12 protein-coding genes and 1 pseudogene are annotated in these 12,046 nt (G+C 38.6%); 10 read left to right on the top strand and 3 right to left on the bottom strand.

Annotated features, from left to right (window positions below; translation table 11 throughout):
• Position 1: 1 nt before the first annotated feature.
• Positions 2–655, bottom strand: coding sequence for a FadR/GntR family transcriptional regulator (locus tag H9X96_RS01010; RefSeq protein WP_187664487.1), 654 nt, complete (start codon positions 653–655; stop codon positions 2–4).
• A 1,010-nt stretch (positions 656–1,665) separates the two neighbouring features.
• Between H9X96_RS01010 and H9X96_RS01005 the strand changes: the two genes are divergently transcribed.
• Both H9X96_RS01005 and H9X96_RS22790 read left to right on the top strand, forming a co-directional pair.
• A complete protein-coding gene (locus H9X96_RS01005; RefSeq protein WP_187664486.1) occupies positions 1,666–1,974 on the top strand; it encodes a hypothetical protein in 309 nt (102 codons plus the stop codon).
• A gap of 146 nt (positions 1,975–2,120) precedes the next feature.
• Positions 2,121–2,342: a hypothetical protein gene (locus H9X96_RS22790; RefSeq protein WP_255430943.1), complete on the top strand. Its 222-nt coding sequence runs from the start codon at positions 2,121–2,123 to the stop codon at positions 2,340–2,342.
• Between the two features lie 34 nt (positions 2,343–2,376).
• Here the strand turns inward: H9X96_RS22790 and H9X96_RS23040 are convergent.
• A pseudogene (locus H9X96_RS23040) lies at positions 2,377–2,706 on the bottom strand (pyridine nucleotide-disulfide oxidoreductase); the annotation flags it as partial.
• 273 nt (positions 2,707–2,979) lie between these two features.
• Between H9X96_RS23040 and H9X96_RS00995 the strand changes: the two are divergent.
• The 3 genes from H9X96_RS00995 to H9X96_RS00985 all read left to right on the top strand — a co-directional run bounded on the left by H9X96_RS00995 (position 2,980) and on the right by H9X96_RS00985 (position 5,609).
• Positions 2,980–3,291, top strand: coding sequence for a hypothetical protein (locus H9X96_RS00995; RefSeq protein ID WP_187664484.1), 312 nt, complete (start codon positions 2,980–2,982; stop codon positions 3,289–3,291).
• Positions 3,292–3,553: 262 nt separating this feature from the next.
• Positions 3,554–4,717, top strand: a complete 1,164-nt coding sequence (locus H9X96_RS00990; RefSeq protein ID WP_187664483.1) for a family 16 glycosylhydrolase — start codon at positions 3,554–3,556, stop codon at positions 4,715–4,717.
• Between the two features lie 97 nt (positions 4,718–4,814).
• On the top strand, positions 4,815–5,609 hold the full coding sequence (locus tag H9X96_RS00985; RefSeq protein WP_187664482.1) for a methyltransferase, TIGR04325 family: 795 nt from the start codon (positions 4,815–4,817) through the stop codon (positions 5,607–5,609).
• Between the two features lie 73 nt (positions 5,610–5,682).
• Here the strand turns inward: H9X96_RS00985 and H9X96_RS00980 are convergent, their stop codons facing one another.
• Positions 5,683–7,104 carry a DNA/RNA non-specific endonuclease gene (locus tag H9X96_RS00980; RefSeq protein WP_187664481.1) on the bottom strand — a complete coding sequence of 474 codons (1,422 nt, stop codon included), beginning with the start codon at positions 7,102–7,104 and terminating at the stop codon, positions 5,683–5,685.
• A 338-nt stretch (positions 7,105–7,442) separates the two neighbouring features.
• Between H9X96_RS00980 and H9X96_RS00975 the strand changes: the two genes are divergently transcribed.
• The 5 genes from H9X96_RS00975 to H9X96_RS00955 all read left to right on the top strand — a co-directional run bounded on the left by H9X96_RS00975 (position 7,443) and on the right by H9X96_RS00955 (position 11,915).
• Positions 7,443–8,159 carry a DUF4397 domain-containing protein gene (locus tag H9X96_RS00975; protein WP_187664480.1) on the top strand — a complete coding sequence of 239 codons (717 nt, stop codon included), beginning with the start codon at positions 7,443–7,445 and terminating at the stop codon, positions 8,157–8,159.
• Positions 8,160–8,406: 247 nt separating this feature from the next.
• The gene (locus H9X96_RS00970; RefSeq protein ID WP_187664479.1) at positions 8,407–9,480 is read left to right on the top strand and encodes a sensor histidine kinase; all 1,074 of its coding nucleotides are present in this window, start codon (positions 8,407–8,409) and stop codon (positions 9,478–9,480) included.
• A gap of 23 nt (positions 9,481–9,503) precedes the next feature.
• Positions 9,504–10,211 carry a LytTR family DNA-binding domain-containing protein gene (locus H9X96_RS00965; protein WP_187664478.1) on the top strand — a complete coding sequence of 236 codons (708 nt, stop codon included), beginning with the start codon at positions 9,504–9,506 and terminating at the stop codon, positions 10,209–10,211.
• A 110-nt stretch (positions 10,212–10,321) separates the two neighbouring features.
• Positions 10,322–10,792 (top strand): DUF1572 domain-containing protein, encoded by a 471-nt coding sequence (locus H9X96_RS00960; RefSeq protein WP_187664477.1) that lies wholly within the window; start codon positions 10,322–10,324, stop codon positions 10,790–10,792.
• 49 nt (positions 10,793–10,841) lie between these two features.
• Positions 10,842–11,915 (top strand): serine hydrolase, encoded by a 1,074-nt coding sequence (locus tag H9X96_RS00955; RefSeq protein WP_187664476.1) that lies wholly within the window; start codon positions 10,842–10,844, stop codon positions 11,913–11,915.
• Positions 11,916–12,046 lie beyond the last annotated feature (131 nt).

Raw genomic sequence — 12,046 nt, 5'->3', positions numbered from 1 at the left:
CTTAATAGTTATTATTTAAGATGTCTATAGTGAGTTGTTCAGCTAGATTTGGATCCTGGTTTTTGATGGCTTCAAATAAAGCTTCGTGTGCATGCTGACTGCTGCTAAAATGCTTAATGTCGGCCGCATCTCTGAGTTCAAAGAAGTTGCGCATCACGGAACTGAAGTTTTCATAAAGATCAGCAAGGACCTGATTTCCGGAAGCCTTTGCAACACTAATATGAAAAGCAATATCTGCTTCTGCACATTTCTTTTGCTGCTGCTCTTCAATTGCTTTCTTCCTTTGCTGCAGGAGGTTTTCCATGGTACTCAAATCGGCATCATTTCGATGCTGACTGGCCAGTTTTACGATTTCCTTTTCTAACAGCGCACGCACACTGTTGATCTCTTCAAAATCTGCTCTTTTTAAGCGCTGGGAAAGGCTTTCATCTTTAATTTTGGACACTACAAATGTGCCTGATCCCTGCTGGACTTTCAGGATTCCAGAGATGGATAATGTCTTGATTGCTTCGCGGATGGTGGAACGGCCGACACCGTAATGTTCCATCAATTCAGGCTCTGCGGGTATCTTTTCGCCTTTTTTCAATTTGCCGGAGGCGATGTCTTTCTTGATCTCTATGATGACCTTGTCGGAAAGTTTTATCGTTTTCTTCATCTTTAAACATCTGATGTTTCAAAGGTATGTCTGGTGCTTAAACATCAGATGTTTTAATTGTAAGTTTGACACAGCACAGACTTTCTGTAAACTATTTTTTAAAATTTATAGCTGCTTTCTATACGGTTTGATGGATTATATATCAATCCCTTACCGGTATCTGGAAAGTAGATCAATAACATGGCTTTATCGTTTGTATGTTCCTGCGGTAAATCTGCAGGAACTGGTTCTGGTTTTCCTGGGGCACTGGAAGTATTTCTTTAAATGACGCTGTGAATATTCCAAATCCGGGCTCTAACTATGAAATTTATCCACCTAACCCAAGTATTGTAGGAGGGACAGGAAACGGTACAGGAGGTGGATATTGTCCAGCCACTTCGGATGGTTAAGGGGGGCAGGAAATCCGAATTATAATGATAAGCCCATTGATATAGGGCCTAATTACATCCGGGATTTTGAAAGAGGCTCTCTTTCCTGGCAGCAGTAAAGTGAAAAAACATTGACTCATACGCTGCTACAGGATGAAACTTCGTTTCTTTCAAATAGTGCAGCAAAATTGATGACTGCGTTTGGACTTGCTGTAGATTATCCTAATTTTACCAATGCGCTAGTTAGATTTATGTCAGCTGAGGCAGATGCCCGTGTTACAGGTAGCGAATAAATCTACTGGCATAGTTGGTATTGCTTTGGAGGGATTACTGCTGTTAATAACAGTTATCGAAACGGAGGTCATACAGATGATTGGATTGCGCTATCACTTGCCTCGGTTGTTGTACTTGCTAATCCTCTGGGTACAGCTGCTACAGCTGGAGCAAGTAAAATTGATATTCTTTTGCTATTTTAATTGTTCCAACGTTGAAAGATCATGATTACGAGATTACAGTTTTAAATGCAAAAGCATTTAGAATTTTTTATTTTATCTATTTCCTTGTGGGAATGGCTCTATCCGCACCTGATACAATTTAGAACAATAAGTAAAAGTAAGGGTCTTCTATGAGTATAAAGAATTTTTGAGCGCTCTACTGGAAATTGGAATTTTAAAAATAATAGCTAAATTAGTTCAGTCAATGTGTGGGTATCATCCACCAAAAACAATGTTAAACGCTCAAAATTTTAAAATCATGATTGCAGTCAATCAAACCATCCCTTGCCCAACTTGTAATGGAAAAATTATATTTAACGTTCAAGAGTTAATCGCTGGCGGAAAATTTAGCTGTCCAAATTGTTACTCTGTCATCGCCATAACCACAGAAAGTAGAGATCTGGTAAAAGAAACTATGGGAAAATTAGAGCAGGAAAAAGACTTAAAGAGAAAGTAATAGGCTCTGGTATAGCTACCATAGTTTGTGAATTATATTATTACCTATTTCTGTTTTTTTTAGGAAACAAGCTGCTGGTCTGAGTGTTATTTGGATAGTGAGTTTTTTGTTAGCGCTTTCTATTATTTTGATTTCATTAAATCACAATGACCATGGAAACTAAAAATCTAAATGATCAGGATTGGGGACAAAGGCTGATCGATGAAAATATAAAAAGCGACCCGAAAAGTCCCCCAATACCGGAAGATGAAGAGGATGACGACGATGATTTCTCTGACGATGACGACGATCTGGATAAAGATAATTCAGGCAATGACGAAGAATATGGGGAAGACGAATTTGATAGCGATGAGTTAGAGTGGAAATAAGGTAATATACGACCCAAGTAGTTTGGGTTACTGCCGAAATCTCCCAGAGTGATTGGATCGCTGAAATGCCACCACCCTCAACTATTACACGCTTTCCTATAAATTCTTTAGCGTTTTTGTACTGAGCAGTGTGCAGTTGCCTCCCTTTGAAGTTTTCCCAGCCAGGATATTTAGGGCAGTGTGGGGTTTTCCAGGTACCGGTAGCATTGATCAATCGCCCATTTTGCTCAGTCACATCAGTCACTCTTATGGGACGAATGATTGGAAGGCCAAAGGCTCTCTCATATTGTTCATAATATTTTGGAATTGCAATATTCGCTTGCAACTCAGTTTCCTTGGCGTTTACAACATCTGAAAAGTCCATTCCAGGTAAATTATTTTAAATAACGCTAAAGCTGTTCCAGCATTTGATGCATTCCTAAGCTTTAAGCAACAGAATGATAGAATAAAAATTCGAGTTTTCGGAAATGATCTGCTTCTTTACTCAGCAAACTGTGGCGGATCTCTACAGTTAAAATCGGACCTGATTTTGTAATGCGCTCTTTTTCAGTTATGTGCCAAAGATGGTCGTTCGTGGCACCATTATGAAGCATCTCTAAACATAATTAACAAGAATAATAACTGAAAAACATAACCTATGAAAAAGATCATTTTATCAGCAGCATTTTTAGCATTCGCATCCATCACTGCAGTAAACGCATCAGAAGTAAAAAGTCCAGTAGCTATTACTGTAAAACAAGATAGTACTACTAAAGTTCCAGTAGAATTGAAAGATCTTCCAGAAGCAGTAAAAACTACATTGCAAAGTGAACCAGTTAAAGCATGGACTCCAGTAGCCGCTTTCCTGGTAACCAATGTAGATAAAACTAAGCATTACCAGATTGACGTGAAAAAAGACGCAGAAACTGCCTCTATCAAAATCGCTGAGGATGGTAAAGTAGTTCAATAATTTTAAGATTTATCAAAGCATTAAAAAAAGCTTTATTCAGGCATAGTCGGAAGAGAAATCTTCCGACTTTTTCGTTTTTGTAAATTATTGATGATAATTATATAATTATAAATGTTTACACTGCATGAAAAAGGAGGTGTGGTGATGAATTTGTTGAGCTATCTTAAGAAGATATCTGCCTGTATACCCTAAACATAATAGATGGAAATAACTGTATATTCCCGATGTTAATAGTACCGTATATAAAACAGAAGGTAAGTCAATGATAGCAGATATAGAAATTACGAGATCAGCACCTGAGCAGTCTTTAACATCACTGGGGTATTTAAAGACAGTAACCTGGGACGATGTAGTAAACAAACCTGATCCATGTGTTAATGGATTTCAATATAAATTCAGTCCATCAATAACCTGGGGTGATGAATTTAACTACAGGGGTACTCCTGATCCAAAGAAGTGGAATATGAGTAGCGGTAATGGATATTATGGCTGGGGTAATCATGAGCTTCAATATTTCACGGGCAGATCAAAAAATTTGAAAGTGGAAGATGGTAAATTAAAGATTATTGCTTTAAATGAGTCATACAATGGCTTCAATTATACATCTGGAAAAATTGTTTCCAACAAAAATCAACGTTACGGCAGATATATTATCAAAGCAAAAATGCCATTAGGCACTGGACTTTGGCCGGCAATTTTTGGGTTCGGCGAGCGTCACAAAGACTATGATCTAAAAACGTGGCCTAATTGCGGCGAGTTTGATATTGTGGAAGTTAAAGGACAAAATGATCGTGAAGTAAACTATAATGTACATTCAGCGAAATCCTATGGTGCATCAAATATGGTTACGCTACCCACTCCTGTTACGCTGAACCAGTTCAATGAATATAGAATGGACTGGACCCCGGAATATATCAAATGGTACTTTAATGGAGTGCTGATGCGTACTTTCAGCAACAATGGAAGAGGATATAATGGATGGCCGTTCAATGATTATTTCGATCTAAATATTTGCCTAAGCGTTGGTGGAGATTTTGTTGGGAAGAATATCAATAAAGTTGCTCTGCCAGCGGTTATGGAAATAGAATACGTTAGATACTATGGCTTGATCAATATGGATAAAAAGAGACAGTATGTGCAAAATCCGATTCAACCCCATCTTTCCCCTGTATCAGCACAGATCGTAAAAAGTGGATCGCAAACCTTTACAGTGACCAATGTACCTGCCAATACAACCGTACATTGGTATACTTTAGGGAATGACCTGGGAGGTTTTGGATTATCAGGCTCAAAAATTACGATCACCCCAGCCATGCTGCAGGCAGGTGGTTATAAGTCAGGATCATCTTTTGAATTTTTCGTGGATTTTATTGATGCAAATGGAGTATCCAGTAAAGCAACGAGGGGAACTTTAACCATTCAGTAATCATTAGTCTCAGATCTAGGTTTTTATTGGTTAGATTAAAGACGACTATCTGTCAGAGTAAAACTCTATATTGTACCAAGCAAATTACAAGTTATATATGTCATTTTTTAAGAGAAAAAAGAAACCTGAAAACAATAAATACGGTTGGTTTGGTGATTATAAAGATTGGAGCGAACTTGTCGCACTTTCTGGGGGATATGAGTCAGATTTAATTTTAAATAAAACACGGAATTCATTATTGAAAATAAAAAATGGTGAAGCCGTTTATGAACGGGATTCTGTATTATTTGATGAAAAGATATACCCATATTCCGTCATAACCGCTCTTCTTTACGCTGCTATTAACTGCGATAATAGTTTAAATGTGATTGATTTTGGAGGCTCGCTAGGCAGTACCTATTATCAGGTTAGGGATTTTATTCCATCAGAACTAAAAGTGCATTGGAGTGTAGTGGAGCAAAAAGACTATGTGAATTGTGGGAAAACAATGTTTGAGGATGATTTTCTAAAATTCCATCCGACAATTGCTGACAGCATGAGCACTAAAAAAGCGGATATATTATTACTGTCAGGTGTTGTACAGTATCTGGAAAAGCCCCACGAATTTCTAGATGAATTGAAAAAGTTTGACTTTAAATACATTTTGATAGATCGAACGGCTTTCATTTGCAATAATAACCCTGATAGATTGACTTTGCAAATTGTAACTCCAGAGATTTACGAAGCAAAGTATCCTTCGTGGTTTTTTAATGAAAAGAATTTTCTTACGCATTTTGATAACTACGAGATCAAAACTGAATTTGCCTCATATGTAGTCGGCGAGCAGCAAATTAACATTGATAATAGTGTACAGGGGTATGATAAAGGATTCTTCTTGGTAAGAAAATCTTAGAGCTTGAATTGACTGTAAAAAATAAGCGTTCGTATGAATACGAACGCTTATATAAAAAGTTGAATCTAGCTGATTAGTTGCCAGCATCTTTCCTGCTTTCAATCACATCCTGCACTCCTTGAGGTAATGCAGAAAGCAAATTGTAACCTGTGGATTTTTCAATATCTCTAACGGTAACAATGTATTTTTTCCAATCCGTATCTATAGTGTTGACGTTTGGTGTATTCAGAGCTATTACTCTGGTAGAAGTGCTCACTCTGGAAGCATCTCCGTTACCATTAGGTATAATCAATGCTACTTTCCATACATTGCTTGGAACGGTTATTTTTCCGTTATCGATTGTAGTGGTTAATGCTCCTGACTTACCAATACCACCAGTTCCATAACTTCCCATAATGATGTAAACTTCATTACCTGAAACTACTTGAGATCGTAGGTAATTTTCAAAGTCTGCCCATGGTTTTTGATTGTTGTTTGGTGCTTGAGGGATCATATTTGTCATTAGGAAAGTTGCACCATTTGCTGCTGTTGAGCTGGTACGGTCTGCCGATGGACAGTTGTGACCTCTATCAAAACCTGAATTATAATAACTGGTATTAGAAACCTGGTAAAAATTACTAGGTAAACCTGAGTAGCCTGCGAAATTATCTAATCGCTTAGTGACTTGTGTAATGGTTTTTGGATCTAAATGCCAGCTCACCCAGTTTGGTGTACCGCGGCTGCTGCTGTAAGACTGAACATAATAGCTCATATCTAACAAGTAGTTATCCGGAGTTAGTCCATTGGCTGAAGAAGGGTTTCCAAAAAGAGCATTGCTATCGTCACCAGTAGCTGGTTGCGCGTCAGCGCCAATGATAAGATCTCTTGAAGGATCAGAAGTTGGAGGTGTAGAAGGGTATTCCCCTGGATCGGTATCAGGAGTACCTACGATAATGCCTGATTCTCCGGTTCCTTTAAAAACGATGTCATCAATATTCAGGCGTACTGTTGCGCTGGTTTTCTTGATTTGGAAGCGAACTTTTCCTTTAGCGTCAATTTTGAAGGAGTCAGTTACCAATGTGGTATTCTTTTCCTGAATCTCTGCGCCAAGTCGTGTAAAGGTTGTTCCTCCATCTTCTGAGATCAATAATTGCCAGGTGAAATCTGCGTCTTTTCCGTATTTACCGTGACTGATGTATAAGGTTTTTAAGCCTGCTACGTCAAAATTCATGGTGATTTTTCCAGTTCTCATACGGACACTTTTCTTTCCGTTTTTAAGATCTGCGGCTAGATCACCGACTAAGGCATCGTCAAAATTCCAGGATCCGGTGGAGATACTGATGTCGGCTGCAGCGTAACCAGTTTTAGTAACATTCTCAAAATCTTCTGTGATTTTATAATTTTCGGGAAGCTTTTCTATTGGAGCTTCAATTGCATCCGATGTGATTTGTTTGGAACAACCAGCTAAACTGAAGATAACCAGGGAACTGTAAATAAGTAAGTGTTTTATTCTCATAAATTTGATTTGTGGCCCAAAATAAAGAGATTAATATTAATGAAACGTTAAATAATCATCCGATTTTTTCAATGCTTAACATTATTTTTTTAATCTATAGAAATCAGTTCTATAACTCTGAAAGGTAATTTTAGATTTGTTGACCTTAATCTAGGACATAAAAAAAACTCATCTGTACAATCAAGTGAGGTTTTTTTATTAAAAATCATTTCTTTTTCGCCAAAATCAACCCCTTCATCCCAATTCTGAGCCCGTTCGTCTCAATTAACATTTCTTAACACCATAATTCTCAAAATTCGCAGGAGTAAACAAACAATACACCGCTAAATTTTAAAATTATGATGAAGAGATCTACAAAAACAATGGGGACCAGGTTGAAAAGTGTCACGCTATGGGGGATGATGGGTTTATTTATCCAGCTATCTACGGCTTGTATGAAGAGCGATACGGTCACCACCAATACTTCCTATCTGAGTATCATCAATGCTGCTCCAACTTTGGGTACGTTCAATATTTCCCTGGATGGTACACAGGTGAATACCGGCGCGATTGCCTTTGGTGGAATATTAAACTATGTAGAATACACACCAGGCGATCATGCTATGAAATTTACAACCGCAGGCAGCAGCGATGCTTTGCTCAGTAAAACCATTACCCTCTCAGAGAACAGCGCCTATTCTTATTTCGCAATTGACCAAGGAAAAAATCTGGATGGCCTGCTGGTGAAGGATGTGATGACTGTAGCTTCCACAGAAATGGCCTTCATCAGGTTCATTCATTTGTCGCCGGATACCAAGGCATTGGATTTTGCTATAGAAGACAAAGGAAACATCATCAGCAATATCTCCTATAAGGGAGCCAGCGAATTTATCGCGGTAGATCCGGGCACTTTTAATTTGCAGCTCAAAGACCATGATTCGCAGGAGCTGAAAACCAGTCTGACAGATAATACCCTGAGGGCCGGAAAATATTACACCATCATATCCAGAGGTCTGCAAAATGCAACGGGTAACAACGATCAGCCTTTTTCTACGCAATTGATTACAAATCTGTAATGGGAAAGCGACCATTTCCGGCTTTTATACGAATATAGCCAGGTGATCAGCAAAATGGCCCGGGCATAGTTACAGCGATGCGCGCTGAATCCTTAAATATTCTGGTGAGACATTAACATACCTTAACATTTATTTTCACTCATTTTTATACTTCGAAGCTTACATTTGAAGAGCAGATGAAACCATCCTAAACTTAGTAATGAACAGCTTGGAATGGCTTCGTCAGGATAGAAAACCATATTTTCTAATGACAAAATCGACCTACAGTAAAGTCTTTAATTTCCTGATTCCCCTTTTTATTGGATTGCCATTATTGAGTCTGCCATTTCTACTTAGAGGCAATGATTTTCCTGCAAACATGAGAGCGGAAATGTTAAAGCATGAGGTGCTCTTTAATGTCTTGTTGATCTTGATTTTTTATCTGCACTATTACCTGATCTACCCTTTAAAAGACTGCAAATTTGGTTCCTGGATTTATGCTGGGTTGCTCTTGCTTTGCCTGCTGGTATTTATAGGGTTAAATAGTTTGATTATGCCTTCAAGACCGCAATTCAGGGGGCGCTTAGCGGCAGAAAGAGGCTTGAATCAGGAGAGGAGAGTCCGCAAGTCAGGACCTGGTAATCCCCGTTTATGGCTTTCCCTGATCCCTTTCGCCTTTGTAATTACGGTTGGTTTTAGCTATCGGTTATACCATGATAAAATCGCTCGGGAAGGATTAATTAAAGAGTTAGAAAATGTAAATCTTAAAACGGAACTGGCCTTTCTTTCCTCGCAGATCAGTCCTCATTTTATGTTCAATGTACTGAATACACTGGTTTCTATGGCCAGGAAAAAGTCGGAATTGCTGGAGCCTTCTTTAATCAGTTTGTCGCAATTGATGCGCTATATGCTGTACGACCATGATGGTGCCAGAATCAGCCTTGCCAATGAAGTAGAGTACCTTAAAAGTTACATCAATTTACAGCTGCTCAGATTTGGCGATGATATCCAGGTTAACTTGTACCTGACCGGGCCTTTTGAGCGCTTTACTATTGCGCCAATGCTGTTGATCCCATTTGTCGAAAATGCTTTTAAGCATGGAATAGGGAAGCTGAATCACCCAATTATTGATGTTTTTTTGAAAATGGAAGAAGCGGAGCGGAGTTTACACCTGATGGTGATTAATGGCCTTGCGGAACAGGTGCATTCTGTGGAAAAGGACTCCGGAATCGGATTGCCTAATGTGTGCAGGAGGTTGGAATTGCTTTACCCCGATCAGCACCTGGTCTCTATTGAAAAGAATGAGGAAACATTTACAGTGAAGCTGCAAATCGCTTTATAAGCAGCTGCAAATAGAATTATAATATGAATTGTTTATTACTTGATGATGAAAAACCAGCTTTAGACTTGCTGGAAGACAATGTTCGTCAGATTCCTTATTTAACTACTGTGGCCTGCTGTCGGAGGCCTGCGGAGGTGATGGAAATCCTAAAAACCCAGCAGATTGACCTGATGTTTCTGGACATACAGATGCCCGGAATTAATGGACTGGAATTACTAAGGTCTTTGGAACATTCGCCGATGGTAATTCTGGTGACCGCTTATGGAGAACATGCCCTGGATGGCTTTGAGCTGGATGTGGTAGATTATTTGATTAAGCCGGTACCATTTCCTAGGTTTTTAAAGGCAGTACAAAAGGCCCATGCTGTATACCAAAGTAAGCATTTACAAAAAAAGGTAGTACTGGATGAAAATGATCACTTCTTTGTCAACGCCAACTACGCGTTAGTGAAAGTGAAAATGCAGGAGATTACTTTCATTGAAGGGATGAAAGACTATGTGAGAATCAACAATCTTGAGGGAAAACCGGTGACGACAAGAATGGGACTCAAAATAGTAGAAGAAAGGTTAAATTCCGGGCATTTTATGAGGGTTCACCGGTCTTTTATAGTGGCCTTGAATAAAATTGAGTCTATCCAGAAGTCACAGATTACCGTCGCTGGTGTTGAAATTCCCATTGGAGAAGCTTACCGTCAGCAGTTTCAAAATTATATTGCTAAAATGAATTTTTAGGTAAAACATGTCCTAAACCTCGCTTATTGTCCCATGAATATTTGTATTCTGAGTATCTTTTTCCAAATTTATAGTTGCAAAAAATTAATCTTTTAACCAAAATTATGGATATGGACGACATTAATCAGATCGCAAAACACTTTCGTGATGTTCATTTTGGTGGAAACTGGACCACTGTAAATTTAAAAGACACTTTAGCCGATGTAAACTGGCAGCAAGCAACCACAAAAGTGTGCGACTTGAATACCATTGCAGTTTTGGTTTTTCATACCAATTACTATGTGGCTGCGGTATTAAAAGTGTTGGAAGGAGGAGTGTTAGATGCCAGTGATGAACTGAGCTTTGACGGACCAGCGATAAATTCTGAAGCGGGTTGGCAGGAGTTAGTGACCAAAGCGTTGAGGGATGCGGAGTTGTTTGCATTGGAGATAGCACAGTTGAATGAAGCTCAACTTTTTGAAGATTTCGTAGCAGCTAAGTACGGAAACTATTTTAGGAACTTTCATGGAATTATTGAACATACGCATTACCATCTCGGGCAGATTACGCTGATCAAAAAGATACTAAATTCGAAAGAATAGTAGGCTGTAAATTATATATTTACAAGGAGATAAATCAAACCACCCATTCATGAAAAAACCATTGCTCTTGCTGATGGCGTTGTTCCTTGTGATCAGCACTGCCATGTATTCCAGTGCCCAGAACGCAGTAACAGGCACAAAGCTGAATAAAGATCTTGACGAATACATCACAGTGGTCCAGCAGCAATACCATATTCCTGGCCTCGCTTTAGCCCTGATAAAAGATGGAAAAGTGATTCATAGAAAGTGCTACGGTGTGGCTAACGTTGAGTATAACATCCCTTTAAATGATCAGATTGTCTTCCCTTTATTTTCTACTACCAAGGTATTTTCTGTGGTGGCCGCATACCAATTGATCGAACAGAAAAAGTTTTCTTTAGATAGCAAAATAACGGAGTTTATAGCAGATTTGCCGGATACCTGGAAAGCAATAAAAATTGAAAATCTCCTGACACATTCTTCTGGCTTACCTGATATTGTAGATTATGAAACTGAAAGAGAGGAATCCGTTGCGAAAGCTAAAGTCTACAAAGATGCCATCAAGTTCCAGCCGGGAAATCAGTTCGATTACAACCAGACCAACTTCTGGCTGTTAAACCGTGTGATTCAAAAAATCACTGGCAAAACTTTAGCCCAATACATCATAGAAAATCAGTTCTCCAGCTTTAAGAATTCGGCTGTTTTTGAAGGAAATAATTTACGGGTAGTCAAAAATTTAAGCTACGGTTACCTCTATGAAAATGAGCAAACGATGCTGAAGCGCAACTGGTTTTTTCCGGAATATATGTATGGTACGGCTGGTTTAAACCTCAGTCTAAATGATTTTATCAATTGGAACAAGCAATTTGATGAGGGCTTATTGATTAAAGAAAGTACGAAGCAGCAAGCGCTGAAACCCTATCACTACCAGCAGGAAAGAGATTTTACCTATGGATTTGACCTGATTAAAACAGATGGGGAAATATCTTATGGGTTTTCAGGAGGGCTGGCCACGGCATTTAGAAAGTTTCCTGCGAGTAAGATTACTGTTATTTTTTTGGCCAATGGGATGTTAATTCCCGCTGGTAAGTTAAGAGGAATTAATGAGGTGATCAATCAGATTGAAAAGATAGGCTCACAATAAAGAAGGGAATCAAGAGAGAACGGGGAATCAAAATAAAAAGGATTATAGAATAACAAAGGGATATTTTGTCGAGGTTGAAAATCAACGAAATATCCCTTCTTATTAAATTAAGCTTATTTGATAACCCAGTA

Origin of the sequence: Pedobacter sp. N36a (assembly GCF_014472395.1) — a bacterium.
Taxonomy (GTDB): Bacteria; Bacteroidota; Bacteroidia; order Sphingobacteriales; family Sphingobacteriaceae; genus Pedobacter.
The sequence above is the reverse complement of the archived record's forward strand: the minus strand, read 5'-3'. Positions and strand labels throughout refer to the sequence as shown.

Coding starts and splice junctions, on each gene's coding strand:
- H9X96_RS01010 (WP_187664487.1), bottom strand. CDS start 655: ATGAAGAAAACGATAAAACTTTCCGACAAGGTCATCATAGAGATCAAG.
- H9X96_RS22790 (WP_255430943.1), top strand. CDS start 2,121: ATGACCATGGAAACTAAAAATCTAAATGATCAGGATTGGGGACAAAGG.
- H9X96_RS00995 (WP_187664484.1), top strand. CDS start 2,980: ATGAAAAAGATCATTTTATCAGCAGCATTTTTAGCATTCGCATCCATC.
- H9X96_RS00990 (WP_187664483.1), top strand. CDS start 3,554: ATGATAGCAGATATAGAAATTACGAGATCAGCACCTGAGCAGTCTTTA.
- H9X96_RS00985 (WP_187664482.1), top strand. CDS start 4,815: ATGTCATTTTTTAAGAGAAAAAAGAAACCTGAAAACAATAAATACGGT.
- H9X96_RS00980 (WP_187664481.1), bottom strand. CDS start 7,104: ATGAGAATAAAACACTTACTTATTTACAGTTCCCTGGTTATCTTCAGT.
- H9X96_RS00975 (WP_187664480.1), top strand. CDS start 7,443: ATGATGAAGAGATCTACAAAAACAATGGGGACCAGGTTGAAAAGTGTC.
- H9X96_RS00970 (WP_187664479.1), top strand. CDS start 8,407: ATGACAAAATCGACCTACAGTAAAGTCTTTAATTTCCTGATTCCCCTT.
- H9X96_RS00965 (WP_187664478.1), top strand. CDS start 9,504: ATGAATTGTTTATTACTTGATGATGAAAAACCAGCTTTAGACTTGCTG.
- H9X96_RS00960 (WP_187664477.1), top strand. CDS start 10,322: ATGGACGACATTAATCAGATCGCAAAACACTTTCGTGATGTTCATTTT.
- H9X96_RS00955 (WP_187664476.1), top strand. CDS start 10,842: ATGAAAAAACCATTGCTCTTGCTGATGGCGTTGTTCCTTGTGATCAGC.